Genomic DNA, 26,323 nt, shown 5'->3' with positions numbered 1-26,323 from the left:
TACCTTTGACGGGAAAGGGCGTTTGCAACTGTAAGGCTACAGGAAGTCATTACTTCGGAGTGATGTCTTTTTCAACATCCTGTTAACCCCCTTCGGGAAGTCTGGGCGGGGAAACTAGATGGTATTTACATCCACAAGGTTAAACAGTCTTAATCCCCTTCGGAAAGTCTGGGCGGGGAAACTCGCCGGCGGCGCACTCAGCTTCACTGCAGTGTCTTAATCCCCTTCGGAAAGTCTGGGCGGGGAAACGACAAAATGTCCACTGCTGAGTTGGACGGAAGTCTTAATCCCCTTCGGAAAGTCTGGGCGGGGAAACCAAAGTAAGCACGTCGGTCATTGGTGTGTTTTTGTCTTAATCCCCTTCGGAAAGTCTGGGCGGGGAAACGTTGGCAGGCCGCGTGCAATTCACTAACAGGTCTTAATCCCCTTCGGAAAGTCTGGGCGGGGAAACTCTACCCTCTGGAAGCCGCGTGTTTATTGGCTTGCAGCGGGTGTTTGCGAGGCAAGTGCAACGTTTCTGCAACAAGCACCCGAAAACTGTTCCATCTTGCCATGAAAATGGCAAAAAGCGCTGCTTTTTCAATGTGCGAGGCAGCATTACTGAGACACTTTCGCAAATGGTGGGTTTCGCCGAGGTTGGCTGTTGCTTGCGGTCAGGCCGGCGATGGATTTGCGTCCGTCGCGTGCTTACAAAATCAGCTAGGACGACGGTCGCCGGTTCGAACGCTCGACGCGGGTGTGTGCACCGCACTTCGGACAGTTGCTGTTATGCGACTGATCGCGCAAGGAGTCAAGCCCGCGCGCCAGCAGGGCAACGGTCAGGATGGTTCGTGCTCGCAGCGGGTGCAGTGATACATCAGTGGCGCGGATTAGGTGTGCTGGATAAGAGGAACATGATGTGCTACTGGTGGATGAATGCGGATGACTCCGGTGCGCTCAAGATTTGTCGTGGCCATCTTCGTCGGCGTAGAACCAACCCTCTTCTTCCGAGCGGGAATAGTCGTCCATGTCGGACTGGGCGTCTTGCCATTGTTCCTGCCATTCCGGATTTTCATCCTCCGGCGCCGCTACGATCTCGTATTTCTGGTTGTGCGGGTGAAGGATTTCCTGCTCCGTCTGGTTGGCGTGTTCTTGCCAGTTCCGCAGCAGCTGTTCTTCCAAATGCACTTCGAGCGCTGTGTCCTGTGCGGCGAGATAGGCGTGTTCTTCCCAGTCCTGCAGCAGCTGTTCTTCCAAATGCGCTTCGAGCGCTGCGTCCTGTGCGGCGAGGTAGGCGTATTCTTCCCGGTCCTGCAGCAGTTGTTCTTCCAGATGCGCTTCGAGCGCGGCGTCCTGTGCGGCGAGGTAGGCATGTTCTTCCCAATCCAGCAGCCATTGCTCTTCCAGAAAAGCGTCGAGCGATAGTGCGCGCAGCGCTAGGGTGGTGCTGACGATTTGCGGGTGCGGGTGGTTCGGGCTGTGCATGGCCTTTCTCCTGGGCTGGGGTGGATGCTGGAAGTATTTACCCCTCTGGCAGCAACCGGGCGTTGGCAAGCTTGTGACGTGGTGAGAATGGTTGGTAGCGGTGCGGTTAGCCGAGCTGGTAGTGACTCACGTCGCTGGCGCGGGTGGCGGGGCCCAGGGTACGGATCAGCGGGACGTCTTTCGGGCATAGCGGGTAATAGCGGATCAGATCGCAGCGGGGATCGATCAGCCGCGCCAGGTTGCGGCGGAGTTCTGTGAGCTTGGGGGCGGTCAGCCAGCATTCGAACACGCTTTCCTGCACGCGGAGGCCCCAGCCTTCCAGTTCGCGCGCCACCCTATAATGCCGCTGGCGGTGGCTGATGTCGTAGGCGATGAGGTAGAGGTTGCTCATTGATGCGTATATCTCTGTAGGTTCTGATTATCAATGGCTGCGCAGCAATACCCTTAATAAATGCTGTACGGGTAGTGCCGATGCAGTCAGCCTATCTGCCAGTAGCCGGGGTCTTCCGGGCGTCGTCCTTCGCCTTGCCAGTGCACTTGATTGCGGCACCAACTGCACAGTGGATAGGCGCTGAGGATGTCCAGCTGCGGATCCAGTACCTGTTGCAGTTGCACCAGTAGCGCGTCGAGTTCGACATTGCGCAGGTATATTTCATAGGCACTGAGCTGCACCCGCTCGCCATGACGCAGCAGCAGGCGGGCCGCCGCCTGCCGGCGTTCGTCGTCGGCAATGTCGTAGCAGATTAGCCAGAGTCGGCGCACGCTCATGATCAGCGCCAATGAAAGCCGGAATAGGCCACATCCCGCCCCAGCAGCACATCGGCGTAGTGACGCACCTGCCAGGCGATCAGCCGCTGGTAATCCCCCCGGCCGGCGCCGGGCAACTGAATGGGCACGCGCAGGCGGGCTTCGATGGCGGCAACAATCTGCTTGCGGCCAGCCACGGACAGCCGGGTTTCGCTACCGGGCTCCAGCAGCTCAATCGGCCGTACGCCGCTATTGGCCAGTTGCAGGATGACGCTATCCACCAGTGGGGCGCGAAACTCTTCCATCAGATCCGCCGCCAGCGCGGCAAAGCCGGCCTTGGGCACATGCAGCGCCCCCAGCCAGGGCGACAGGCCGCGCCGGCTGATAAAGCTCCACACCATGCGGTACAGAATGCCGTAGCCATAGCTGAGTACGGCGTTGCCGACGTCGCGCGGGGGCTGGCGATTGCGCCCGGCGAAGCCCCATTCGGGCGGGAACTGCTGGCGCAGCAATTGAAAATACGCCCGGGTCGCCATCCCCTCGCAACCGCGCAACTGGTCGAGACTGCGTGCTTCGCGAGCCTGGTCTTTCATCTGTAGCAGGATGCGGGCGTGCTGTTCCAGCTCGCCCAGCTGCTTGCTGCGCCGGTAGCGCTGCAGCAGAGTAAGCATATTGTGGATTTTGGCGATGACGTGGGCGCGGGCGAAATTGTGCTGCCAGCGTTCATTCTGCAGGCGTTCGAACTGATTGGCCTGCAATTCGGTCGCGCCGCGTGGCAGATCCAGGCTGCCAGCCGGCTCGCCATGCCAGGAATGAAAATGCACCGCCAGCTTGCGCTGGTGGCAATAGCGTAGCAGCGCCGTGCTGACTAGTGCATTGCCATAAATCACGATCTGGTCGAGCGTGTGCAGCGGAATGCTGGCGCGAACAGCATCATGCTTGCCCGTCACCAGCAGTCGCTCGCCTTCTTTCAGCAGCGAAATCCCCTGCTCGTGTACATACAGGCTGCGCTGGATCGGGCTTTGCGCGTCCTTCTCGGTGAACAGCCGCCAGCCCTGCTCGGGAAAATCGGACTCGCTGTTATCCGTGTCGGGTTCATCGGGCAATAGTCGCTGGGCTGGCGTTACGGCCGCGCAGTGCTGGGGATTCCCTGCTGTGAGCGGGGGCGCGAACAGCCTGGTGGGATAGAAAATACGCCTGAACTGGACCATTTTCGGGTGTCCTTGCGGTAGTCGAGACGGGTTTATGCTCGGAAAGTGCCGACGGCGATTTTGGTTTTGCGCTGCTGCAGAATTTCGCGAACATAGTGATAACCATCTGCCGCCGTGGCCTCAATTGGCTTGTCAAGCAACTGCGGAATCAGGCTGCCGTGAATCAGAAAGCGATGACCATCGCAATACTTCATCACAAAGCTTTCCGCGCGGCCGGACAACTCCATCCACGCCTGCCGCAAGGCACGGCGCAACATCTCGCACAGCGCATCACGGGCACCGGCCAGCTCGCACGCCGCTGCCATCGCAATCAGCTTCAGCCCCTTTTTGGCCTTGAACACCGTCACCGCCAGCACGCGGCCATCGCACAGCGCCAGTTGCCAGCGGGCGGATTCATCCAGCAGTGCCGCGTGGTCCGCAAAATGCAGTCCGCCCGCAACATCCCGGTACGCATCCTCCAGCAAGGCCCACACCTGCTCGAGGTAATGGCGCATCGATTGCTGGCGGGTAAGAGAGATGATCTGGCGCACTGGCTTGCTCCACAGGAAGGATGTGAAGCAAGTCTAAGGCGGGAGGCAAGGGGAGGTGGACGAGACAAGCTTGCCGCAACCGTAGTCGGGGGGCACTCTGGGCTGGGCGGGGAAACGACGCGTGCTTCTTCGGGCTGCTGAACGCGCTATCTTCCCCTTTGGCAAGACGAGGTCTCCACACCGCATTGCAGTTGTCATTCCTCGTTCCGGCCTCCCGCAGGGATCCCCTACGGTCAGGTTCGGTATCCTGTGGCTAAGCCTGAAAGATTGCGACCACAGGTAACCTGGCGGGATGCCGGCATGACGGCCGGATTTAATGACTGACTGAGCGGTGTTGCCAATCGGGCTGTACGCCGATCCGACTGAAGCTCAGTGGCTTTGGCAACTTTCCATTTCAAGGGGACAGGGTGGAGCTGGGGTGAAAAGGGGGTAGTGGCATTTTCAATCAGCTAATCCCGACTGGAAAAATCAGGGCGGGGAAACATAGTGCATTTGGCATGGCTAAGGATGCACGCGTCTTAATCCCCTTCGGAAAGTCTGGGCGGGGAAACGAGTAAACGAATTCCACTGAAAGCGTTGGGCGTCTTAATCCCCTTCGGAAAGTCTGGGCGGGGAAACATGCAACTCTGGGTGTGGTTGCAGTAGCTGGGTCTTAATCCCCTTCGGAAAGTCTGGGCGGGGAAACAAGTCGTTCCTTGGTGATCCGCCGGCAGCAGAGTCTTAATCCCCTTCGGAAAGTCTGGGCGGGGAAACTTCGCAACATTTTCATGCAGGCAACCAAGATGTCTTAATCCCCTTCGGAAAGTCTGGGCGGGGAAACTGATGATGTAAAAAAGACAATCGCTAACTTCGGTCTTAATCCCCTTCGGAAAGTCTGGGCGGGGAAACAAACAACCCTGATAGAGACTCCTATTGCCTTGTCTTAATCCCCTTCGGAAAGTCTGGGCGGGGAAACTCTACCCTCTGGAAGCCGCGTGTTTATTGGCTTGTAGCGGGTGTTTGCGAGGCAAGTGCAACGTTTCTGCAACAAGCACCCGAAAACCACTCCATCTTGCCATGAAAATGGCAAAAAGCGCTGATTTTTCAATGTGCGAGGCAGCATTACTGAGGCACTTTCGCAACTGCCTGGTTTGGACTGTGTTTTCTGCCATGGGCTGTCGCCCTGCTTGGGGCGGGTGTCGGACGGCGGGTGGATTGCGTGGGGCGAGTTCACCGCGTGATATGCTGGTTGCAGCAGCATAACACTGCTGGCGCGGCAGCACGGCGGCCTGCTGATGTTCGGTTCTGGTCAGGTGGGTATATGTCTACAGGCATTGTTTAATATTGCCCGTATCGATATACCCGTTGTATTTCCTGTCGCTTACTCCGCTGTGGACGCGGCCGTATGCTGGCGCAGTGAGGCCGGCTGGTTCAGCACTGGCTGGGTGGTGTCACTGCCCGCTCGGCCGGGCAGCGACAGTCCGGTCAGGATGATCTGCGGAGCGTCCTTGCCGCCGAGGGTGTAGCGACAATTGCCGCGTTTGGCTTGGGCCGGAATCAGGCGCAGGGCGACGCATTGCCCGGCAAAGGCGTTGTGCAGTTTGTCGCGAATGTCGGTGATGACGACACGGATGTTGTCTTTACCCTTTTTGTCGTCCGCCATACCGGCTTTACTGAGCCAGAATTCGCCATTGGCGAAACGCTGGCGTTCTGCGGCATCGACATCGTTGCGATTATTGATATCCCGTCCTTTTGCAATCCAGTACAGCTCTTCCAGTCGTGACCAGTCATGCGTGATGTCTTCGAGATTGAATGATTTGCCCTGTAGCTGGTATTCGGCAATCAGGGCGTACAGTGCCATTTCTTTAGGGGCGAGAGGGATGGTCTTGCCGCGACAGTTCAGCGTGCTGCCGGCGACGTCAATGGTGAGCTGTGGTTCGCAGCCGCCGTATTGCATTTCTTCGACCAGGGCGGCAAACGAGAGCGGGCGGGCCAGCAGTTTGTTGGCGCTTTTGCCCAGCAGGGTGCGCATTCGGACAAAGGGTAGCTCGGCGAGGACGATGTTGGCGTCGTCGGTGTTGAGCGGGGTTGGGGTTTTGCCATCGCGGGTGTGCAAAATTTGCGAGGCGAGCGGTTTGTAGAAGAAGTCTGTGTGGCTTTCAAATTCGGTGGGGGTGACCAGGACATGCGATAGCCGATCCTGGACTTGTCCGTACATCGACATGGCGTAGCCGAGCAGAAAGCCCATGCTTTTCCGTCCACCGGCAATCGAGGCGTGAATGGCCCTGTCGTCGTTTTTCGTGAGTTCGCGGACCTTGGTGACTATGGCGTCGGCCATGGTGGCGCTGCTGTCGGGGTCGGTGATGTCGAGCAGGTCGCCGTCGAGGCCGGCGGCGGCTTCAATGCGGATTTTGGGCAGGGGGTGGCCGTTGCCATATTCGCGCCAGAAGCGGGCGAGCATTGCGCGATCGGGGTGCAGCAGTTCGTTGTCTGCGTGCTGCTTGCCTTTTTGCGTGCTGAGAATGTGGATTTCTTCGGCATACCAGTGTTCGTGGACGGCCAGGGCGTAGAGTGTTTCGGTGACGATCTGGGGGCTCAGGCCGGTGACACAGAGTAGCGTGCGCTTTTTCTGCTTGTTTGTTGTGCCTGCAGGAGCAGGGGATGCGGGCTGGGTCTGCGTATTCTGGGTGGTCATCGGTGTGCTCTGGGTGGTGTGGGAATGCCGGCAGTATTGATGAGCCCCGCCGACGTGCGCGAATGACAAGCTTGGGATGCCGGCAAAGGGTGCTGTCGAGTGTGGCGCATCGCTGCGGAGGGTTATTGTGGGTATGCCTCTACATGTGGTGATTCTCTTTGCGTATGGGTGCATACATTGCTGATGCTTGCCTTGATCTGCCCGTGCCCGAAGGTGGTTTTGTTCCCCAGATGCAGCCATTCGGCTAGCCCTAGCCAGGCGCCACATTCCGTCAGTCCGTGGCCGTGGTAGTCCAGCTGGCCGATCAGTCCGCCAAAGGGCATCCAGCTGTGCTGGCGGGCGGAATAGCGGGGCTGGCTGATCCAGCGGATTTGCTTGTCGCGCAGGGTCACGGTGCTGGCGGCCTGTTGGGCTTGCCGCCGCAACACGCCGGGTAGCCCGGCTTGCAGGTGCGCGAGGAGCAGGGAGTCGATGCGGTGCAGCAGCCGGGTGATCAGCAGGGGCATGTCGGGGGCTTGCCCGAGGTGATCACCCTGGAGCTTGAGCAGGAGGGGGCTGAGCAGTTGCAGCCGAAGTTGGCTGGTTTCTGTCGCCTGCCAGGCTTGGTCGAGGCTGAAGGGGCAGAGTTGTTCCGGGTGATGGCACGGTGCGGTGGCTCCGGGGGTAATGGATTCCACCCGCCGCAGACTGAATTGGCCGCGATCCGGCCCGACGCCGAGTTGCCCCCAGTGGCGCACGGCGGCAATGACGGCGCTGGCATGTGCGATGGCGTCGCCGATCAGGATTATCTCGAAGCAAAGGTCTTGCTGGGCGCCGTTGTGCAGGGTGTGCGGTGGGCGCAGTACATAGGGACGCGGCAGGTTGTCCGTGCTGCGGTCGTCATTGCCGTAGAGCGCGAGGTAGGCGGCGGGTTGGGTATCGTGCAGGGCTTTGCCGAATCCGCCATGCCAGGCTGACCCAGGGTTGTGCGGCGCACGCATGGCGGCGGCGCTGGCGGTGAAGCGCAGCCGGAGTACGGGTAGCGCCGCGAGGGCTGGCGGAGCTGGCGGCAGCGTGGTTCGGGCGGGGCTCTGCATGGCGTTGAGCTTGCGGCAGGTGAAAGAGCTGATTATGCACCGGCTGGGGCGGAATTGCCCGGCGCTGAGTTGCTGTGGTCAGCTGCGACAAGCTTGTCAGGAATTCTTACAGCCTGTGCGCTTATACCATGCACTCATCCCAACCACCACGGAGCGAACACCATGAATGCCACCGCACTGATCCGCAATAACGACCTCATCGAAAACCCGGTTCCGCGCTGCGCTTGCGTGCTGGTGCTGGATACCTCCGGCAGCATGGATGGCGAGCCGATCGCGCAGCTGAACGAGGGGGTGCGTACTTTCATCGAGGCGACGAAACGCGATGAAACGGCTCGTTATTCGGTGGAGGTCAGCGTCATCACCTTTGGCGGCCGGGTGAAAGACATCTCACCGATGACTCCGGTGCATCTGATCGAGCAGATTGATCATCTGCACGCCGACGGTAGCACGCCGATGGGCGAGGCGGTTGAACTGGCACTGCGCCGGCTGGAGGAGCGCAAGGCGGAATACAAGCGGAGCGGTACCAGTTATTACCAACCCTGGTTGGTGATCATGAGCGACGGGACACCAACTGACAGTTGGCAGATCGCAGCACAGCAAAGCAGTTCGGCTGAGCAACAGGGCAGGTTGGTGGTGATGCCGATCGGGGTGGGCGGGGGCGCAGACCTTGCCACGCTTTCTGCCTTTAGCGGCAAGCGGGGTGCCAAAGCCTTGGGCGGTTTGAAATTCAACGATTTCTTCCTGTGGCTGTCGGCCAGCATGAGCCGGGTGAGCGCAAGCACGCCGGGCGAGAAGGTGGTGCTGCCGGCATCGAATGGCTGGGATGCGATCTGATCCTGCGGCTGACCCAACCAATCCATTCCACTTCCCGCACAGGAGTTCCTCATGGACAGCATCTGCGTATTTGACCCACAAGGGGTTCCGCAACAACTCGCAGCGCAGCTCGGTGAGGGAGGCGAGGGTGCGGTATATCGCCTGCAAGTGCGCCCCGATGTGGCTGTCAAGGTGTATCACCCGGATGTCCTGGCCAGGCATGGCGTGGCCTTGCGGGGCAAGATTGAGGCGCAAGTGGCGTTGTTTCAGCACATTCCCGCCTTGCAGCAGTTGCCACTGGCCTGGCCGCGCCTTTCGGTGTTCAACGAAGCAGGTGAGTGGGTTGGCTATGCCATGAAAGCCGCAGAGGGGGTACCGCTGAAAAAGCTGGCTCATCCGGTTTTGCAAAAACAGGTTTTCCCAGGGCTGACCCGCCGGCAGATAACGCGGCGACTGATTTCGTTGCTGGGCACGATTGAAGTGCTGCATCAGTATCGTATCTTCGTGGGGGACATCAATCTGAACAACTTCCTAACTGAGCCGGGCAAGGATGACACGGTGTGGCTGATTGATTGCGACAGCATGCAGGTGTTTGACGAGCAAGGGCGACATTTTCCCTGCCGGGTTGGGGTTGCGGAATTTACTGCGCCAGAGCATCAGAAGCAGAGTTTCGACACGGTTGTGCGTACGGCGGAAAGCGATGTGTATTCACTGGCCATTCTGGTCTTCCAGTGCTTCATGTTGGGGCGCCATCCATTTGACCAGATCGACGGCGGCACGCCTGTGCAGAACATGCGCAAGGGGCATTTCCCATATGGCAAGACGGGTATTCGCCCGGGAATGCCCGGTGGGATCCCTCCCGGTCCATGGTATCTGCAGTGGAGCTGGCTGAGTTTCAAACTCAAGAACGCGTTGTGTGTAACGTTCCGCGAGGGGGGCTTGCAGCCGACGCAGCGGCCGCGAGTACGCGATTGGCTGAAGTTGCTGAAAGAGTATGAATACTCGATCAGTAATGGGCTGGGCGGCTTGTGCGATGAATTGCGCCCGCCACTTCCCAAATCACAAGCCGGTATTTCACAGACCGCACCAGGGCTGTCGAATTCCCGGCCGGTATTTTCTACCCCGTTCCCCATTTGAAGGAGGCTGCTCGTGCGTTGCTTGCCAAGAATTCGTCCGTCCGCCACGTTTGCTGCCCGCCGCTTGCAGGCGCGTGAGCGTTTGCGGTCCGCACGCGGTATCACACCTGAGCCCCCTGTCATGCCCTCCTGGCAGGGTGCAGCAGCAACGCTGGTTGGTGCTGCGCACCTTAAGCATCAGCCTCCCGTGCCCTGTCAGGATGCTGCGCTGGTGATGACCGGCAAGCGACCAGCGGTGATTGTTGCGGATGGGGCTGGGAGTGCACGCCGTTCACACTTAGGCTCGCAAGCTGTGGTGGAGGGCTTGCAGCGGCTGTTCCAGACCTTGGGCGGCGACTATGCCGGCTTGCTTGATCCGGTGGCCGCTCCTGAAGAAGCTCTGCTGCGAAAGATGGCGTTGGTGATTGTGAAACATGCTCTGGGTTTGCTGCAGGATCTGGCGCGTCGTGAAGATCACACCGTTGCCGACTACCGCAGCACACTGGTGGCGGCGATCGGTGGCCGTAGCCGCTGGATGTGGATCCGGGTCGGGGATGGGGCACTGGTCGTCCGGCGAAATGGCGCTCTTGAACTGGTCGGGGAGGCCGGCAAGGGCGAATTTGCCAATCACACCCGTTTTATCGATGAGGCGCTACAGCCTGATGATGTGCAGTTCGGCTTGATCGCGAGCCATCAGCTAGAGGGTATAGCCGCCATGAGTGATGGTACAGCAGAGCGGCTGGTCAACCTGATTACCGGTGATGTGGCTGGGCGTTTGGGTGAATTCATGGGGGCAGCGCAGCGCAATGAGTTGACGGGTTTGCTTCTGCACCGTTTCTTTGCCGATGTCGATGTTTGGCAGCGAACCACCGGAGATGATCGTGCTTTGGCAGTGCTGGGTTGTTGAAAGCTAACTTTGGTTGATGACACACATTGTGCTTTCAATTGTTGACATCTATGTAAGCAACGTGAGAGTTTTCTTATGTTTGAATTCAATAGATCGCAGTGCCCAGAGCGAGTTTAAATCTTGCCTGTGAGGGGTAGTGCATTCTGGAAACGGTAGATTTATAGGAATTAAAAGTGACTACAAATTCAAGGCGAAAAATACTGCTGGTGGTATCAGGTATGTCTCCTCAAATTGTGACGGAGACACTTTATGCGTTGATAACGCGCGCAGATAATCCTTGGATTCCGGATGAGATCCAGGTTCTTAGTACACGCGATGGTTGTGATCATGCAAAAGCTGAATTGCTGCACCCTTCGCGCAACAAGTTTGGTCAGTTCTGCGCGGACTATCTTCCTGAAGGAAAAAGCATCAAATTCGATGAAACCTGTTTTATGACTTTTAAAAATGGAACCGAAGTACTTAATGACATAAAGAACCTTGAAGATAGCGCCGCTGTGGCTGATGCCATTGCAGCGAAGGTGTGGGACCTGACCAAAGATGAGGCAACTGAAATTCATGCCTCGATTGCTGGCGGGCGCAAGAGCATGGGTTTTTTGCTTGGTTACGCCATGTCTTTGTATGGCCGGCCACAGGATCGCTTGTCGCATGTGCTGGTTAGCGAAGACTTCGAAAGCAGCAGGGATTTTTACTTCCCGCCGAAGCAAGCTGTGATTGTTCATGGAAGGAATGACAAGCCACTCGACACCTCTGCGGCACAAGTGATGCTGGCTGAAATTCCGATTCTGTATTTGAGGAAGCGGATACCGGCTGCATTGAAAAATAGGCCAGCCTCATTTTCTGAGCTGGTTAGCTCGATGAATATAGGCATGGAAAACCCGAGCATTGAGATTCGTATTGAGTATAAAAACAAGCGGCATGCCGGAAGGCTGCAGTGTCATGGGAAAGAAATCCCGCTATCCCCAATCGATTTCTCAACTTATCTGTTCATTTTGAAGAAAATGGCAGAGGTGCGTGAATTTAACTGGCTTGACATCACTGTTGATGAATGGGTTGAGATCAAGTCGTTTGGTGATCTGGTTGGCGATGATTTTGAGGATGAATACATCAGGCAGTTTGATGCTGGAGCGGATGATCGAGCGCAATTTTTCTACCAGAGGAAGAATGCTATCAAAGAAAAGTTGGAGCAAGTTCTTGGGGATTATGGCGATCGATATCTGATTAAAACGATCAGAGGCAAAGGTCACTATATTGATATATCAGGTGTTGATGTCACGATTAATGGTGAGATTTTCCCAGGGGTGGAGTCATGAGTTCAGTTATCAAAGCTACATTTGAATTGGTAACGCCAATGTTCCTAGGCGGCGGTGACGCTGACCAGAAAGCAGAATTTATCCGCCCACCTTCTGTTAAGGGGGCGCTGCGATTCTGGTGGCGTGCGCTTAACTGGGGACGGATAAGTCAAGGCAAATCACAGCCTGAGGCTTTGAAGCAGCTTCATGACGAAGAAGCCCGTTTATTCGGGCTGGCGGCTACTGAGGCAGATGGCCGCCAAAGGGGGGGGCAAGGGGTGTTTCTTTTGACAGTTTCACAAGAGGATACTGTCAAAATTGAAAAGCAACCATTTGATCGAATGACTGATGGTCAGTTTTATCTATTGGGGATGGGTATCGGTAAATATACCCATGATTCTGGAAAACATTGCCTGCGTAGTGCATTGGTTAATGGGCAGTTTGGTGTGCAATTGCGTTTCCGACCTGGTACAAAGACCGAAGATAAAAAATCGGTTGCCGATGCTATGTATCTGTTCGGGTTGCTGGGTGCTCTTGGCAGTCGTGCCCGCCATGGCATGGGTTCGGTCTCTCTTTCTGCCTGGGAGGGCGATGATCGCGGTGTTCCCGCTGATTTTACTGGGTATAAGTCTGCGCTCAAATCAATTATTAAGCTACAGGGCGATACTCCACCCTATACCGCATTTTCCAAGGACACCCGCATTGATATTTCTTTGTGTGGCAAAGACCCCTTCCAGTTACTCACCGATGTGGGTGCCGAGCAGCAGCTTTATCGCAGCTATGGGCAGAGCGGCAAAGTGAATGGCAAACCCGCTGAACGCAATTTTGCAGAGGACCACGATCTGATTCTGCAGGCAACCCAAGGCAACCGGGTTCAGGAAGCGCCACAGCGGGCTGTTTTTGGTTTGCCCCACAATTATTTCTTCTCCAGCACCAAGGGGAAGGCGGATGTGAATTACGCACCAGATCGACACGACGGCCGACGCGCCAGCCCACTTTTCCTGCATATCCATCAGTTGCCGGATGGTTGTGTCTGCGCCGTGCACACCCTATTGCCGGCACAATTTCTGCCAGAAGGCGCAAGTATCCAAATCAAAATCAAGTCCGGGCGTACCCATTCGGATGTGCCGGCAGAGGTTAACTGGCAGGTGCTACACGACTATCTGAACCGCAAGCGCTTTGAAAAACGCGAAACCCTTTTTGGAGCCCAGTAACGTGCCAAATACCGAACAGCAATATTTCCACTTTACGCTGGGCCCAGTCCAAGGATTTGTGGCCCAGGCTCGCCGCACGCGGGATTTCTGGGCGGGGTCGTTTCTGCTGTCCTGGCTGGCGGGTGTGGCTATGGCCGAAGTGCAAAGACAAAACGGTGAAATCCAGTTTCCTATTCCGGAAAGCGGCTATCTGGACTGGATTACCGGCAAGAAAAAGGACGGCGAGCCCCCGCGTCAGGGTGGTATTCCCAACCGCTTCAAAGCCTTTAGCGCCAAAGTGCCCGCCGATTTTAATGGCGCTCTGGTTGAAGCCACCATTCGCGAAGCGTGGATTGCTCTGGCCGAGCATATCTGGCATGAAGACCAGCTGGCCGATGTAGCAGCCAAAGACACCCGTACCATCTGGGATCGGCAACATGGGCACTTCTGGGAAATCAGCTGGGCACTCAGCGGCGATGCACAGGCTAGTTCCCTGCTGGATCAGCGCAAAAACTGGCGTTCCCACTATCCCCAGCCGGAAGCTGGCGTGAAATGCATGGTGATGGATGGCTGGCAGGAATTATCCGGCGCGACCCGGCCAGGACAATCCAGTGGCGAGCGCCATAGTCTACTGAGTCAATTCTGGAACACCTTGCGCGAACAGGAACTCAGCGGCATCAAGTCCGATCTGGCCAAGCAGGAACATCTTTGCGCACTGGCCTATGTGAAACGCCGCTTTGTGCGTCACTTTGATTCATTCGAAACCACACTGGGTAGCGGGCTGAAGCTGAAAGGCTGGAAGCTGCAACCGGGAGTTCCATCCGTCAGCTATATGGCCGCCGTACACTGGCTGGAAAAACTCGTCCAGTCTGCCACGCACGGTGAACTGCAAACACTCTACGCTGCAGCGAAGGCTGTAAACAAAGATCACAGCGAATGGGAAACCCGCGTCGCTTGCCTGCAAACCGCGCGCGAGCAGTTTGCCGATCCCGAATTAGCAGGCCGTTTTTTGGCACTGGATGGCAATCTGCTATTTGATCATGTGCTGGAACATGCCACCGCCTATGACTACGACACCCAGAAAGTTGCCGGCTTGCAAAAAGCACTGGGCGATTTCAAGCGTCTGCACGCTGACTTTGACGAACCGCTGTCGCCCTTCTACGCCATTCTGTTGATGGATGGTGATTCGCTGGGTAAACATATGGCCGACGCAGAAAACCAGACCCCTATCTCTACCGCCCTGAATGCCTTTACGTCTGCGGTGCCTAGGATTGTTGAAGGCCATAACGGCTTTCTGATCTACGCAGGTGGCGATGATGTGCTGGCTATTCTGCCGCTGGAAGATGCCATGCGCTGTGCAGCTGCAGTCCGGGAGTCCTATCTTAACTGCTTCAAGCCCTATCCGAAAATACCAACCACCATTTCGGCAGCCATTGAATTTGCCCACGTCAAAATGCCGCTGGGCAAGATTCTGCAGGATGCCCACAGCCTGTTGGATGATGTCGCCAAAGACGATGCCGGCCGCGATGCCTTGGCGGTACGGGTCTGGAAGCCGGGTGGAATGACGGTGGAATGGGCGCAGCCATGGGAGATTGCACTCGACCCGGAGGGAAAGTTGCACATTGAGAAGCTTGTCGAGGAGTTCCGGGTGCAAGATCAGACGGGCGCTGGCGATTTCTCCAACAAGTTTTTCTACAAAATCGGCGAGCGTTTTGAATTGCTCAATCCAGCTCAAAAGGCCGATGGCACGTTTGAAAATCGCATCTTGCAGGATGACGAGTCACTCGCGCTAGTGGCGGTGGATTTCAAAAACAGTGGCCAAAATCGTGATCTGAGCATGGAAGAAGCCCGTAGCAAAATTGGTGAACTGCTCCGGCAATGTCGCGCGGTCACCCGCGAAGCGGGCAAGGCTAAAGAAGCATGGAAAACCAGCGAACTGCTGAAAGCCGATGGCGCTTTGCTGGTGCGCTTTCTGGCACAGAAGGGAGTCAAACAGTGACGCAAGAATGGACATTTAGTGCGGTAGACACCTTATTCTTCAAGGAATCTCGCCCGATTGAATCCGTGGGTGGCAGCCAGCTATCCAGCTTGTTTCCGCCGCCTGCCCGTACGGTGATTGGCGCAATCCGTACAGCCATTGGCGAAGCCCATGGCGGCGACTGGACGGGCTATAAGAATGACCCGCAACACCCGCTGCGGCAGATTATGGGCACGCCGGAAGCACTCGGTCCACTGCAATTTTGCGGCCCCTACCTGATGAACCAGGGGAAGCGCCTCTTTCCGCTCCCTCTGAATTATCTGGAAAGCAAAGATGGCCAGACCCGACTGCTTCCGGCTCCCGATGCCGTATTTTGCGATCTGGGCAGAGTACAGCTCCCCGTAAAGCAGAACACCAAATTGGAAGGTGCCAAACCGAAAGAAAACGCCTTTATCAGTGCCGAGGCACTGGCTCAATTTCTCGGTGGCAACGCCATACCCGCCGAGCAGATTTTTGCTGCTCACCAGCTGTTTGCCCAAGAAGAGCGCCTTGGCATTGCCCGTGATAACCGTAAGCGGGTCACCGGCGACGGCTTGCTGTATCAAACCCGCCATATTCGCCCCATCAGCAGCAAAGAGGTGAACCTGCAGATCGGCATCAAAATCACCGGTCTGGATGCCGGCCCGCTCCCCGAAAATGGAATGGTGCGTCTTGGTGCCGAAGGCCGGCTGGCCGCCTGGCAGCGGCGTGACAGCAAAGGCCTGCCCATGATTCAAAAACCCGCCAATGCCACAGGGCTGCTGCTCATGCTGCTGACCCCGGCCCGCTTTAGTGCCGGCTGGTGCCCGGACGGGTTTGTCCGGCAGGACGAAGGCCGGCGTGAAGTCTGGATAGGCGAAATCGCGGGCATCCGGCTCAAGCTTATCAGCTGCGTGGTGGGCAAGCCCCAGCGCGAGGGCGGATGGGATCTGGCGGGCCATGCCCCGCGTGATCTGCTCAGTCTGGTTCCGGCCGGCAGTTGCTATTTCTGCGAACTCGTTGACAGCAAAGATTTGCAACACGCCCAGAAAACCCTGCATGGCCTGCAGATCGGACAAGACACCGAATATGGTCGCGGCGAGCTGGCCGTCGGCTACTGGTAATCACACATTCAATACGCAATTAGGACAACACCATCATGATGCAATTTGAACTACTCGGCCTGTATGCCGAAACCTCTATCCACGCTGGTGCGGGATCTTCCACCGGCGTGATTGATTTGCCGATCATGCGCGAAGCCCACACCGGCTGGCCCTGCATCTTTGGCTCGGCCGTCAAAGGCGCATTGCGCTGCAAAGCCGAACAGGGCGCGCTGGATAAAGACAGCATTGCCGATGTATTCGGCCCGGACACCAACAATGCCAGCGACCATGCCGGTGCACTGGCCGTGGGCGATGCTCGCCTGCTGCTGCTACCGGTACGCAGTTTAACCAGCCACTTCAAATGGGTGACTTGCCCAGCCCTGCTGAACCGTGCCGCAGACGATGCCCGCCGAATGAATAAAAACGTGCCTGCCATCAAGCTGCCAGACCAGAAAAACGAAATCGCATTGCATGCGGCCGACAGCGCCCCCCTGTATCTGGAAGAGTTCCAGTTTCAGGCACAAAAGCACGATCTCGGCACGCTGATTAACTGGCTGGCCGGCTTTGTTAATACGGACGAAAACTTTGCCGAACGGCTGCAAAAGCAACTGGTTATTGTGTCCGACGATATGTTTGCCCATCTGGCGCAATATGCCACCCCGGTCAACCCGCATATCGCAATTAACAACCAGAGTAAAACCGTGAAGTCCGGTGCACTGTGGTACGAAGAAACCCTGCCACCGGAAACCGTGCTGTATATCGCACTGGCCGCTAGCCCCGCCCGCAGCCAGCGGCGCGAACAGGTGAGTGCCGCCAGCGTATTGGGCAAGGCACTGCAACTTTTCCCGCTCGAGGCCCCTTATCTGCAATTGGGTGGCAATGAAACCGTCGGCATGGGGTGGTGCCGTGTTAGCAAAGTGGGAGCCTGAGTATGCAAACCCTGCAACAACTACGCGCCAAACACGCACTGCAAAAAGTACAGGAACTGGTGCCGCTGCGTGAGGGCGACAAACACAAAGCCCGTGCCTCCGAACTGCCCTTTATGATTCACGCCAATGGCCTGGGGCAAGCCGCAGCCTTTTTCCGCAGCAAGGATAAAGACGGCTATCCGGAAGTTTACGCAGTGCTGGATAGCTGGCTGCGCAGCGAAGGTCGCCCTTTTTCCGGTAAGCCTGATCTGCTAACCGCCATCACTACCTGCGATATGCACACCTACCGCCTTGCACAGGCCGAAGCCATGCACTACATGGACTGGGTCAAAAAATTCGCCAAAGCCTATCTCTAAGGTGAGTCCCATGACATTACCCATCTACCAATCTGCCTTAGGCAATCACCCCATCGCCAAACACCAGCATGCCAATACCGGCTTGTGGTTCACCCGTTTTTACAACCGCTATATCCCAACCCGCGACGGCGGGGTAGAAGTGGGCGACGAAGGCAAACGGCAATGGCTGGAAACCGTGCAAGGCCCGCAGGGCAGCAAAGAGCAACTGCAAGCCTCCGCCCAACGCTTCGAATCTCTTGGTAAAGCTCTGGGCGCAGAAGTGCGGGACTTCAAAGGCGACTGGCACTTTGCCACCGGGCTAGGTTTAAGCCATCCGGTTGAAAACGGCATGACCTGGCATCACACGCTGGGCGTACCCTACCTGCCCGCCAGCAGTGTTAAAGGCCTGCTGCGCGGCTGGGTGGAAGCCTGGATGGAACACGCCAGCGAAACCGAGCGCAACACCCTGATTAACCGCTGGTTTGGTGCGGTGAAAGGGGCGAATGATGCAGAAACTGACGCCGCCGGCGGGCTGATTTTCTTTGATGCCCTGCCTCTGGCGCCGGTCCATCTGGCCAGCGACGTGATGACTCCGCACATGGGCAAGTGGTACGAACAGGGCGGAGAAATCCGCAGCGAACGCGACTTTGCCGACAAAGCCCCGGCCGACTGGCACAGCCCCGTTCCGGTGCCCTTTCTGGTGGTCAAAAAACCCGAATTCCGTTTTATGATCGCCCCGCGTTTAACCGGCAATGCAGCAAGTGATACGCAAGCCCGGCAAGATACCACGGCCGCCATGCAGCAACTAACGCTCGCACTGGAATGGATGGGGGCCGGCGCTAAAACCGCTGCAGGCTATGGCCGCTTCTTCAACGAAGAAGATCTCAAAAGTAAAAAATTGCACGAATCGGGGATCGCCACCGGTGGAGAAGTCTGGGAAAACGCAAAAGTGAGCTGGAACATAGGCAAATCAGCAATGACCATTCTCTCGGCGGCAGGCGACAAATTATCCCTTACTCTGCCCAAGAGCAAGGAGACACTCGAGACACTGAGTGAAACCGCGCAAAAGCGCCTGAAAGATGGCAAGAAGCATTTAGTCGTCAAGGCCACAGTTGAAAAGCTGGGCAATCAATATTCGTTGATCTCCCTGACGGAACTCCCACCCAGCTGAATAACGGACCAATTCTGTCCTGCTTCCGAAAGCGGCCATTTGAGTTCAGAGTGACCTTAGTTGTGATACAAGGTCGATCACCGCCCAAAGGCCTAGATATTCATAAACGCCAATCCTATGCAAAGGAAAGTCTGATGTCGCCCCTGATGCAACTCATGCCATCTTCGCAACTGCAAGGGCATGTACTGTGTTTGCCTGAGCTGGCCGTTGCGTTGCCGGATACGCTGCAGGCAACATGGTTGCAAGTGGGGGCAGAGACGCTGATTACCTTGCATCAGGAACTGGATAAAGTGCAAGGCCAGCCGGACTGGATTCTGGGTGACGAATCCACTCCCGCCTTGCCTTGGCTGCTGGCCATCGCGCGTTTTCCTGATGCCGGGCGCGCATTCAGTCAGTTTGGTGGCTGGTGTGTTCTTAAGGGTAGAGGAGGTACATCGTCTGAATCGGGTGACACTGTGCCGCTATCCGCCCCCCCAGCAACACCTGTTGTTCCACTGATCGAATGCGGAATCACGGCAGATAGCTCGCGGTGTGCGCCAACGGAGGCGGTGTCCGAACCTGCTATAGCCATTGCCCTAGAGACAAACCAGCAACCTTATCTGGCAGCGATGCCTGCTAAAGATGCGCTTGTTGAAATGCAGGAAAATAGCGATAAGCAGTTACTGTTCGAACTCTTCAAACATACCGCTTGGGAGGATACGACGGACAATCGCGCCCAGTGCGAACGCATCGAACAGCAATTACTGAAACGCGCTATCTGCATGCCATCTCTAGCCAGTGAAATAACCCAAATGCGCAAAAAAGGCGAAAAGGCTCGTGCGCTGGCAGATGAATTGCTTCAGCGCTGGAATAAGCACGGCGACACACCGGAGTTCCGAGCCTGGTTTGATGCTGCCAAAAACAGTGAAGGAAAGTGGGTTTCCAAACACCTCGACATCACGTTGAATAAACTGCAGAAGTTCCTGCAAAAACAGGCCGTTCGCCATAAAGCTTCGGCAGGCAGCTACACCAGTCATTTACCTTCCGTGGTACTGGTGGAGGGGCATCACCCAAACAGCCTTCGCTACCTGCAACCTGCCGCGCAATGGGACATCCTGATTGATGAAACTGGCCAGCATTTCGACCAGAAGGCCGACGATCTGCCCTACAGCGACAAGGACCTAGGGCGCATTGTTGCGCTTGCGATTCCGCAAGGCATCAAACTACCTCCACTCAAAAAAGGGTTTCATGCTGCCGATGAATCCGCTCAAGAGGTGGATGACGCCGTGGCCTGCTTGATGTCAGCACGGGTCGGGCTGTTTGGCTTTACCGCCAACGATGCTGGAAGTCAGGGCATTCACTGGATTAACCATGTTCGCCAAGTGGTGCGCTGGGTGCTGATGCAACTTCCCTTTCGGTCAGATTGCCAGAATGTCATTCAATGTCACATTGAAAATCGAGGTCAGTACAAGAATGGCATGCGCCTCGACGCGCTCGAAGAAATCATCAGCAGTGAATTGCACGACTTGGACCCGGAGCGCTTCCAGCGCCTGATCTTGCGGCTCAACATCATTGGCAAAGAAGGCCATCCATATAACGGCTATGTCGATGCTGTGGCGTTTACTTGGGGCAGTCCGGCAGCCGTTTCTCGCGATCGGCTCAAAAAATCGCTGCTGCAAGGACATTGCCTGCTGCGTCCGGATCAAGCCGCCATGGAGCGCCTGTATCTGGCGATAAGCCGCCAGGCCACCCTATCCGCCAGCGACTGGTATGCGCTGTGTGGTGCACTGGATGAAGAAAATTCGAGCGGTTTGATTCACAGCTACCTGCATGAGCTCGGCCAAAGAACCCGTAAGTCTCCGCATCAATGGCGGCATTACCTCGACGCCGTCCAAACTTCATTGCGGCTGAAGCAATACCGGCTGACCACGCTGGCTCATGCCTTGCAATGGCTTGATGACTGGCGGCCGGAGGGCGAGCAGTTCAGTGGCCCGCTGCAACTGGAGTTTGCCGCAGCACGTCTGGCTCTCGCCAACCATCGTGGGCGCATCGAGCCAGAACTAGTTAGCCGCTGCATTGAACTGGCCCGTGAACTGCGCGATGAGATGGCGCCGCAATGCTGCGAAACCCTACTGCGCGTTGCAACGCTTTCCACCAACTATTTCGATTTCGACCTGCTGCGCACTGAACTCGAAGACTGGCGACAACAACCCATCGCCACGGTTGGCAAACTCAACCGCGCCAAGCTTTGCTCGGCATTGGGGCAACTGTACGCCTTCAAGGGTGAGCTCGACACTGCGCTGACTGAGTTCGATCAGGCTTTGACTACTTTTGCGAGCCTGAGCGACCCGATCCAGGCACAGCGTGAAGCCGGTCAGACCAGCGTGTATCGCTTGATCGTCTTAATGGACGGACCGCTTGGCGATACTGAACTGGAAGCTGAACTAACTCGACACTTCCGTGATGTCACTCGTAAGGCCAATCTACCAGATGCCGCCCGTTCACTTGCTGCTAGTGGACATGAACAGCGATTTGACCAGCATCTGCTGTTGCGCGCCTGCATTACTCGACCGGCATTGATGCACGCGGTAATCACCGACTACCTGGCCACGCAGGATAAATGGGAACGCGACATCGATGACCATCCCTGGCCGCTCATCAACGCCTACCGAGCCTGGCTTCTGGTCAATTCGGGTAAGGCTGCGCTCGCAAGCGAATTCATTAATCAGGCCATCGACGCCTGCACTGCTGACGAAGCCGGGCTTACCCTGCGCTGGATGGGTCTGGTTTTGCATCGTTTGGCCGAGCGGCTAAAACTGGAAGGTGTCAATGCGACAGGCGTCTCGCTGACCTCGTTGATCCAGGAACTTCCTAACGTGCCGCAGGCAGGTTTGACGCTTGCCGAGCCCTTGGCGCTACTGCGCGCCACCCTGCCATTTAACTTCCATTGAACATCTATGCTTAAATGTATCGCCACCCAGCCACTTGAATTTTGGTGGGTGGGCGCACGTTAGGAGGAAATACCTTGCTCCGTCACGAAGCAAGCCCAATTTATGTCTGCATCATTTCCAGGTTCAACCAGCCGGAGCTGGAAGCCTGCCTCACCCGTAAGCCAGACGATCTCATTCTGATTGTCAGCAAACAGATGCAGGAAGACGCCGATCGGTTTACCGAAGTGCTGAAAACCGAATTGCCGCAAGTGACAATCCATCGCCCTGATAAAATCCATCAGCTGGTTGCCGAGGACATTGAGTGTTGCCAGCGTTGGGTTCACGAAGTACTGCAGCCGCTACTGAATGACGCTCAGTTTGCCGGACGCCCACGTCGACTGAATTTTACTGGTGGAACCAAAGCGCTTACCGCTGTGCTGCTGACTGCGCTAGATTGGGATGAACTAGACTATAAAGCGCAGGATGCATTCGATATCCAGAGTTTGAGCGTCGCTCCTGATGTATGCGGTTACGCTGTCGAGCGTGTCCCCTTTGTTGATGCCAGCCCAAGCGCTATAGCCAGACTGCATAACGTGCAAGTCAGAGAAAATCACACCAATCCCCTGTGTGATAGCCCGAACAGCCTGCTACTGGCGCAGAATATCTGGAATGCGCTCACCGAACGTGAACCCGCGCTCGAGGCCCTGCTGGCCCGTTTGGCCAAAGTCTGGAGCGAAGGCCGCAGCAAACAGGACTGGAATTCCCCTAGTCTTACGTTGACCTGGAGTGAGCTTGGTAATCCGCCGGATGCCGCCGAGCGCCAATGGCTTAATGCGTTTTCCGCGCTCGCGCCGGATGAGATTAGGGATATGGGCGAACATTTGGTTGTGCCCGGTAACGCAGCCAAAAAGAAGGGTAGACACTTGCGCGCTTGGATTAGCGGAATCTGGCTGGAACAACTGGTACGGCACTGGGTGATCGAGGCCGGCATTCCTGAAGCGTCCGTCATCAGCAACATCGCCGGATCGCCCGACAGCGACGATTACAAACGTGAACTGGATTTGCTGCTCAACTACCGAGGGCAAGCCCGATTGATCGAAATAAAAACCGACTTTCCTCCCGGCAAAGATAGTCAAGACATAGAAAAGCAGATCAGTAGCTTGGGTGACCGTTTTGGTAGAACCACCAAACTGCTATTCATTGGCCCACAAGGCACACACCAACTCGATAGCGGGAAAATCAACAAATCGCAGCTCATTACCAAGAAGAGCTTCAGTCAGCGGTGCAAAGTCAGTGGCATCACTGTCATCTACAGTAAAGAAGAGCTGTTCGCCAGCATTCGGGGTACATCTGGTGCATGAGCCTTGTGGCTTTTTCCGGTTAGCGGTGTTGTTTCGATTGCCCCTTTTGCACGCGATTCAGTGGTCGACTACGCCTCTTCGTACAAGTGATCTGAAAATGCCTGCAATTTTCTCGATAATTTCATCGCTTCGCCTGTAAGGCTGGAACCCCTGTCGTAGGTGCTGACAACTGCGACTTGTGGTATTCGCCCACTTGCCTCAGTTTGATTCAAAGAGCCAGTAAACCGATTCACTTTCTGAGACAGGCAGGCTTAGTGAAATGTCCATCATCGTTAGGTGAATGCGCCAATATGTTGGCAGCCTCGACCCTACCTGGATATCCTCTTCAGACTCTGGCAGGCAGGTGTATTTACCTGCGGAATCCGCTTGCGATTCTCTGTGAACAGATGTCCAGATTGCGCCGCTTAGTTGGTATATGCTCGATGATGAAGTCGAAAAATGCGGGGATGTTGTAATGGTACTCGGCTGAGTAATAGATCGGCTTGCGAATGGAGAGTCCAGTTGCTTCGCGCACGCGCTTCTGGATCGAAAGTGCTTTATCGTCCAGAAACTCCCGCAGTGCAGGCAGAGGCTTGCGTCGCTCGTCGTCCCAGTGCCTCCCTTTCATGGCAATATCAGCCTGATTGATTACCACCATCACCCGATCCGCCGCCAAATAAGGCAGCAAGGTATCGTTGATTAGGCTATAGGTCGCCCCCAGATCACGACCACTGCCATCAATCACCACCAGTGCAAGGTCGATCAGTCCGAATACGCCATCCTGATGCGTGTAAGTGCGTGTTAGCAGATCAATCATCGCCTTCTGGTGGCGCAGATCAGCCGCAATGCCATCGCCCAGCCCCGGCGTGTCCCACAGGCGGATGCGTTCATTCATTCTGTAGTGATCGATACCCATAGTTTCAGGCTCGCATCCACGACCCACACGGGCAATCTCACGCAGGAACAGCGCGTTCAGCGTCGATGATTTTCCGGCGCCGGTTACACCAGTCACCATCACATCCAGCGGGTAAAAGCGGGCGTGATCCAGCTTTCGGGAGATGTCGCCGAGGCGGTAGGTGCTGTATTGACTCATGCAATGTCTCCTGAAGAGGCTGTTTGCTCGGTGTGCAATGAACCCTGAAGTTATCGAGGCGAAAGTGTGTGGAACGAAGTCACCAGAAACTACTGAAAAACCCCACTACAGCCCCGACGGCCCCTCCGATTGCCTTGCCAATCGTCCTTCCGGTTTCCCCGAAAAATCCGCCGATATTTCCCCCGATATCTACGCCCTTGCTAGCGCACTCGGTGACGGATTGCCACATGGTTTTTCGGGTTTCCTCTATGTAATCCTCCAGCTCATCGTTGTCCTCCCACATTTCCTGCTGCTTGTTGGTAGTGTCGACCAGCACGATCCGCTTTTCTGCCGGCGCATTGCGCACGATGAAATACAGCAATTTGGCGAGGTTGTACGGATGCTGGCATTCGTAGCCCTCCTTGTATCCCGCGGAAAAATACATCGGCTCAACGCTCACGCCAGTGCTTTCCTTGATCCGGCGCGCCACCGAAGTAACCTTCTCGTCCAGGAAGGTGGAAAGCGGTGGCTGCGGGCGATTCGCCTCGAAATCCCAGTGGCGCCCCCTCATCGCCATATCCGCCTGGTTCAACGCCACAATCAACCGGTCAGTCTGGTTACCGAGATTCGGGATGACAATTTCGTTGATCAGCTGAAATGCCGTACCCATATCGCGGCTGCCTGCATCCAGCAGTACCAGCACCACATCAATCAGCGGTTGGCCATTCTGATCCAGCTCGTTGAGCTTGCTGATGATCCCTTTGGCATGACGGTTGTCGGCCTCCTTGCCATCGCCCAGCCCCGGGCTATCCCAGATCACCAGATTGCCCAGCTCGTATTTGGCGATGTCCATCGTCTCCGGTTCCGGGCTGGTGCCTACCCTGGCCACCTCGGTATCGAACAGCGCATTGATGGTGCTGCTCTTGCCCACCCCGGTTGCGCCTGTGATCAGCAGATTCAGCTTTTGTGCTTTCAGGTGCTGCAGATTGCGCAGCATCTTCACTTTTTCCGATTCCGGCGCGTTGGAGCTGAGAATGTCGTGCTCTAGGATCGAGAAAATATCGTTCTGAGCCTGAGCGATGGTCTGAGTTTCGTTTTTCATGTGCGTTCTCCTGGATGTGGATACAGATTGGCTTGAAGTTATGATGGCAGAGCGGTGAAATAAAACGTGGCCAGCAAGCTTCTGGTTATTACACGCTGTTTTCCTCATCGCGGATGGCATCGCAGACGCCGAGCACTGCGCCCATAGTTGCGCCCACGGCCGCACCGGTGGCGGTAATCGCCCCTACCGCGCCGAAAATCGGTAACGCCGTAATCAGTGCCACACCGCCAGCGGCTCCCAGGGTTGCCTGCTTGAGAATGGAAACAAAGGTCATGGTGTGTACTCCTCTATGTGTTTTGCTGATGATGGGAAGCATACAAAAGGCATCGCCTCTGGACGCGTAGCCAAGCTTGGCTAGCTGGAAGGCCAGCCCGGTGCATCGTGCATAGGCGTAATCTGATAGCGCCGCAGTGAACAACTGACCTGCTGCATCTGCTCGGTCGTTAACTCCTGGCCGCGCCAATGCTCAGGCACATCAAGCGACAGGAAATAGAACCCTGCCCCGCAGTCACAGACTTGCCCGGCCAGATGCACCGGTAGCGTGCCGATTACCGTATCGCCGGTCTGTATCAACGCCACATCCAGATGTGTCACCCAACGATCTATCGGTAAGCCTCTGGCTTTCGCCCAAGCTATCGCCCCCGCATGGCGCGAAACAAACCAGATCGTCATGTGGCCGCCCTCGCCGAAGTGCCTTGCTGCAGCGAAATCACAGCAGCTATGGCAAGAATGGATGCTAGCAACTGTGGCATAGTCGGCTTATCTCCTTGCAGAGCTTGCACTGGGGAAACGATTTTGCGTGCGATCTGGGTAACGATATGTCGGATGAAACGGGCCAACCACACCACATCGGTGTGGTGAATCATGTTCTGCGACATCCAATTACTATCCGGTGTGCAGATCTTGATGTGATGGGGGGGCGTTTGCCGCGCGTTTCGAACATGCCGCGTCTGATCACTCAAGTGGCCGATAAGCAGGTAATTCACCGTCTTGCTCCTGCAGTGTGAGGATGCACGAAGTATTAACGACTAGCGTTTATCTGCGGGTATGACAAGCTTGCGGGATTTCAGTTGAGCACTACATATTGCGCTCTAGAAATAGTCGGAGAGGGCAAGTCTTAATCTCCTTCGGGAAGTCTAGGCGGGGACTGCGTCACCCCTATCCAAGGAGAGTGGACATGAATTGCGTTATTCGGGAGAACAAATCATCGGCTTCCTACGTGTCCAGTCCCGCTCGATTGATTACACGCTTTTTGAATAACTCGGGCCTTTGCTTCTGCCAATGCTTCATCGCTTGAAGGGGGGATTGGTGCTGTAGCGCCCGCTGTGGCAAATGCTGGTTATAGAG

General features: G+C 56.3%; 24 protein-coding genes, 1 pseudogene and 2 CRISPR repeat arrays. Of the genes and pseudogenes, 12 read left to right on the top strand and 13 right to left on the bottom strand.

Annotated features, from left to right (window positions below):
* Positions 1 to 79: 79 nt before the first annotated feature.
* A CRISPR array of direct repeats spans positions 80 to 451; the repeat unit is 36 nt; unit sequence GTCTTAATCCCCTTCGGAAAGTCTGGGCGGGGAAAC.
* Between the two features lie 485 nt (positions 452 to 936).
* From INR99_RS16015 to cas6, 7 genes are all read right to left on the bottom strand, one after another.
* Positions 937 to 1,464 (bottom strand): hypothetical protein, encoded by a 528-nt coding sequence (locus INR99_RS16015; RefSeq protein WP_194117387.1) that lies wholly within the window; start codon positions 1,462 to 1,464, stop codon positions 937 to 939.
* 106 nt (positions 1,465 to 1,570) lie between these two features.
* Positions 1,571 to 1,855, bottom strand: coding sequence for a CRISPR-associated endonuclease Cas2 (cas2, locus tag INR99_RS16010; protein ID WP_194117386.1), 285 nt, complete (start codon positions 1,853 to 1,855; stop codon positions 1,571 to 1,573).
* 86 nt (positions 1,856 to 1,941) lie between these two features.
* A complete protein-coding gene (cas2, locus tag INR99_RS16005; RefSeq protein WP_194117385.1) occupies positions 1,942 to 2,232 on the bottom strand; it encodes a CRISPR-associated endonuclease Cas2 in 291 nt (96 codons plus the stop codon).
* Positions 2,233 to 2,234: 2 nt separating this feature from the next.
* Positions 2,235 to 3,422 carry a CRISPR-associated endonuclease Cas1 gene (cas1, locus tag INR99_RS16000; protein ID WP_194117384.1) on the bottom strand — a complete coding sequence of 396 codons (1,188 nt, stop codon included), beginning with the start codon at positions 3,420 to 3,422 and terminating at the stop codon, positions 2,235 to 2,237.
* Between the two features lie 32 nt (positions 3,423 to 3,454).
* Positions 3,455 to 3,952, bottom strand: a complete 498-nt coding sequence (locus tag INR99_RS15995; protein ID WP_194117383.1) for a hypothetical protein — start codon at positions 3,950 to 3,952, stop codon at positions 3,455 to 3,457.
* A gap of 515 nt (positions 3,953 to 4,467) precedes the next feature.
* Positions 4,468 to 4,907: a CRISPR direct-repeat array (repeat unit 36 nt; unit sequence GTCTTAATCCCCTTCGGAAAGTCTGGGCGGGGAAAC).
* Positions 4,908 to 5,312: 405 nt separating this feature from the next.
* Entirely contained in the window at positions 5,313 to 6,626 is a 1,314-nt protein-coding gene (gene csm6, locus INR99_RS15990) for a CRISPR-associated ring nuclease Csm6 (protein WP_194117382.1), read from the bottom strand.
* 122 nt (positions 6,627 to 6,748) lie between these two features.
* Entirely contained in the window at positions 6,749 to 7,702 is a 954-nt protein-coding gene (gene cas6 / locus INR99_RS15985; RefSeq protein ID WP_194117381.1) for a CRISPR system precrRNA processing endoribonuclease RAMP protein Cas6, read from the bottom strand.
* Positions 7,703 to 7,864: 162 nt separating this feature from the next.
* Here cas6 and INR99_RS15980 point away from each other — a divergent pair, with 162 nt between their 5' ends.
* The 12 genes from INR99_RS15980 (at position 7,865) to INR99_RS15925 (ending at position 22,823) form a co-directional block, all read left to right on the top strand.
* Positions 7,865 to 8,536, top strand: a complete 672-nt coding sequence (locus INR99_RS15980; RefSeq protein ID WP_194117380.1) for a vWA domain-containing protein — start codon at positions 7,865 to 7,867, stop codon at positions 8,534 to 8,536.
* Between the two features lie 51 nt (positions 8,537 to 8,587).
* Complete coding sequence (locus tag INR99_RS15975; RefSeq protein ID WP_194117379.1) at positions 8,588 to 9,652, top strand: protein kinase domain-containing protein; 1,065 nt, start codon at positions 8,588 to 8,590, stop codon at positions 9,650 to 9,652.
* Between the two features lie 120 nt (positions 9,653 to 9,772).
* The gene (locus INR99_RS15970; RefSeq protein ID WP_194117378.1) at positions 9,773 to 10,537 is read left to right on the top strand and encodes a PP2C family serine/threonine-protein phosphatase; all 765 of its coding nucleotides are present in this window, start codon (positions 9,773 to 9,775) and stop codon (positions 10,535 to 10,537) included.
* Positions 10,538 to 10,710: 173 nt separating this feature from the next.
* A complete protein-coding gene (gene csm6, locus INR99_RS15965) occupies positions 10,711 to 11,847 on the top strand; it encodes a CRISPR-associated ring nuclease Csm6 (RefSeq protein WP_194117377.1) in 1,137 nt (378 codons plus the stop codon).
* Positions 11,844 to 13,040: a type III-B CRISPR module RAMP protein Cmr1 gene (cmr1, locus tag INR99_RS15960; protein WP_194117376.1), complete on the top strand. Its 1,197-nt coding sequence runs from the start codon at positions 11,844 to 11,846 to the stop codon at positions 13,038 to 13,040. The genes csm6 (INR99_RS15965) and cmr1 overlap by 4 nt, the downstream gene beginning before the upstream one ends.
* A gap of 1 nt (position 13,041) precedes the next feature.
* A complete protein-coding gene (gene cas10 / locus INR99_RS15955) occupies positions 13,042 to 15,018 on the top strand; it encodes a type III-B CRISPR-associated protein Cas10/Cmr2 (protein WP_194117375.1) in 1,977 nt (658 codons plus the stop codon).
* Positions 15,015 to 16,139 carry a type III-B CRISPR module-associated protein Cmr3 gene (locus INR99_RS15950; protein WP_194117374.1) on the top strand — a complete coding sequence of 375 codons (1,125 nt, stop codon included), beginning with the start codon at positions 15,015 to 15,017 and terminating at the stop codon, positions 16,137 to 16,139. The genes cas10 and INR99_RS15950 overlap by 4 nt, the downstream gene beginning before the upstream one ends.
* A 35-nt stretch (positions 16,140 to 16,174) precedes the next feature.
* Positions 16,175 to 17,047, top strand: a complete 873-nt coding sequence (gene cmr4 / locus INR99_RS15945) for a type III-B CRISPR module RAMP protein Cmr4 (protein ID WP_194117373.1) — start codon at positions 16,175 to 16,177, stop codon at positions 17,045 to 17,047.
* A 2-nt stretch (positions 17,048 to 17,049) separates the two neighbouring features.
* The gene (cmr5, locus tag INR99_RS15940; RefSeq protein WP_194117372.1) at positions 17,050 to 17,403 is read left to right on the top strand and encodes a type III-B CRISPR module-associated protein Cmr5; all 354 of its coding nucleotides are present in this window, start codon (positions 17,050 to 17,052) and stop codon (positions 17,401 to 17,403) included.
* A gap of 139 nt (positions 17,404 to 17,542) precedes the next feature.
* Entirely contained in the window at positions 17,543 to 18,553 is a 1,011-nt protein-coding gene (cmr6, locus tag INR99_RS15935) for a type III-B CRISPR module RAMP protein Cmr6 (protein WP_194117371.1), read from the top strand.
* A 134-nt stretch (positions 18,554 to 18,687) separates the two neighbouring features.
* Positions 18,688 to 21,483, top strand: a complete 2,796-nt coding sequence (locus INR99_RS15930; protein WP_194117370.1) for a hypothetical protein — start codon at positions 18,688 to 18,690, stop codon at positions 21,481 to 21,483.
* A 74-nt stretch (positions 21,484 to 21,557) separates the two neighbouring features.
* Complete coding sequence (locus INR99_RS15925) at positions 21,558 to 22,823, top strand: PDDEXK family nuclease (RefSeq protein ID WP_194117369.1); 1,266 nt, start codon at positions 21,558 to 21,560, stop codon at positions 22,821 to 22,823.
* Positions 22,824 to 23,172: 349 nt separating this feature from the next.
* Here the strand turns inward: INR99_RS15925 and INR99_RS15920 are convergent, their stop codons facing one another.
* The 6 genes and pseudogenes from INR99_RS15920 to INR99_RS17555 all read right to left on the bottom strand — a co-directional run.
* A complete protein-coding gene (locus tag INR99_RS15920) occupies positions 23,173 to 23,895 on the bottom strand; it encodes a GTPase family protein (protein ID WP_194117368.1) in 723 nt (240 codons plus the stop codon).
* Between the two features lie 79 nt (positions 23,896 to 23,974).
* The gene (locus INR99_RS15915) at positions 23,975 to 24,976 is read right to left on the bottom strand and encodes a GTPase family protein (protein WP_194117367.1); all 1,002 of its coding nucleotides are present in this window, start codon (positions 24,974 to 24,976) and stop codon (positions 23,975 to 23,977) included.
* Positions 24,977 to 25,064: 88 nt separating this feature from the next.
* Positions 25,065 to 25,250, bottom strand: coding sequence for a hypothetical protein (locus INR99_RS15910; RefSeq protein ID WP_194117366.1), 186 nt, complete (start codon positions 25,248 to 25,250; stop codon positions 25,065 to 25,067).
* Between the two features lie 80 nt (positions 25,251 to 25,330).
* Positions 25,331 to 25,648, bottom strand: coding sequence for a CRISPR-associated protein Csx16 (gene csx16 / locus INR99_RS15905; protein WP_194117365.1), 318 nt, complete (start codon positions 25,646 to 25,648; stop codon positions 25,331 to 25,333).
* On the bottom strand, positions 25,645 to 25,962 hold the full coding sequence (locus tag INR99_RS15900) for a hypothetical protein (protein ID WP_194117364.1): 318 nt from the start codon (positions 25,960 to 25,962) through the stop codon (positions 25,645 to 25,647). Before INR99_RS15900 ends, csx16 begins: the two co-directional genes overlap by 4 nt.
* 229 nt (positions 25,963 to 26,191) lie before the next feature.
* Positions 26,192 to 26,323: pseudogene (locus tag INR99_RS17555) on the bottom strand (IS481 family transposase); the annotation flags it as partial.

The sequence above is a fragment of the Chitinilyticum piscinae genome (genome assembly GCF_015223195.1).
Taxonomy (GTDB): Bacteria; Pseudomonadota; Gammaproteobacteria; order Burkholderiales; family Chitinibacteraceae; genus Chitinilyticum; species Chitinilyticum piscinae.
The sequence above is the reverse complement of the archived record's forward strand: the minus strand, read 5'-3'. Positions and strand labels throughout refer to the sequence as shown.

What these genes read in the sequence shown, in the direction of transcription:
- INR99_RS16015 (WP_194117387.1), bottom strand. Translation starts at nt 1,464, where the DNA reads ATGCACAGCCCGAACCACCCGCACCCGCAAATCGTCAGCACCACCCTA.
- cas2 (WP_194117386.1), bottom strand. Translation starts at nt 1,855, where the DNA reads ATGAGCAACCTCTACCTCATCGCCTACGACATCAGCCACCGCCAGCGG.
- cas2 (WP_194117385.1), bottom strand. Translation starts at nt 2,232, where the DNA reads ATGAGCGTGCGCCGACTCTGGCTAATCTGCTACGACATTGCCGACGAC.
- cas1 (WP_194117384.1), bottom strand. Translation starts at nt 3,422, where the DNA reads ATGGTCCAGTTCAGGCGTATTTTCTATCCCACCAGGCTGTTCGCGCCC.
- csm6 (WP_194117382.1), bottom strand. Translation starts at nt 6,626, where the DNA reads ATGACCACCCAGAATACGCAGACCCAGCCCGCATCCCCTGCTCCTGCA.
- cas6 (WP_194117381.1), bottom strand. Translation starts at nt 7,702, where the DNA reads ATGCAGAGCCCCGCCCGAACCACGCTGCCGCCAGCTCCGCCAGCCCTC.
- INR99_RS15980 (WP_194117380.1), top strand. Translation starts at nt 7,865, where the DNA reads ATGAATGCCACCGCACTGATCCGCAATAACGACCTCATCGAAAACCCG.
- INR99_RS15975 (WP_194117379.1), top strand. Translation starts at nt 8,588, where the DNA reads ATGGACAGCATCTGCGTATTTGACCCACAAGGGGTTCCGCAACAACTC.
- INR99_RS15970 (WP_194117378.1), top strand. Translation starts at nt 9,773, where the DNA reads ATGCCCTCCTGGCAGGGTGCAGCAGCAACGCTGGTTGGTGCTGCGCAC.
- cmr1 (WP_194117376.1), top strand. Translation starts at nt 11,844, where the DNA reads ATGAGTTCAGTTATCAAAGCTACATTTGAATTGGTAACGCCAATGTTC.
- cmr4 (WP_194117373.1), top strand. Translation starts at nt 16,175, where the DNA reads ATGATGCAATTTGAACTACTCGGCCTGTATGCCGAAACCTCTATCCAC.
- cmr5 (WP_194117372.1), top strand. Translation starts at nt 17,050, where the DNA reads ATGCAAACCCTGCAACAACTACGCGCCAAACACGCACTGCAAAAAGTA.
- INR99_RS15930 (WP_194117370.1), top strand. Translation starts at nt 18,688, where the DNA reads ATGTCGCCCCTGATGCAACTCATGCCATCTTCGCAACTGCAAGGGCAT.
- INR99_RS15920 (WP_194117368.1), bottom strand. Translation starts at nt 23,895, where the DNA reads ATGAGTCAATACAGCACCTACCGCCTCGGCGACATCTCCCGAAAGCTG.
- INR99_RS15915 (WP_194117367.1), bottom strand. Translation starts at nt 24,976, where the DNA reads ATGAAAAACGAAACTCAGACCATCGCTCAGGCTCAGAACGATATTTTC.
- INR99_RS15910 (WP_194117366.1), bottom strand. Translation starts at nt 25,250, where the DNA reads ATGACCTTTGTTTCCATTCTCAAGCAGGCAACCCTGGGAGCCGCTGGC.
- csx16 (WP_194117365.1), bottom strand. Translation starts at nt 25,648, where the DNA reads ATGACGATCTGGTTTGTTTCGCGCCATGCGGGGGCGATAGCTTGGGCG.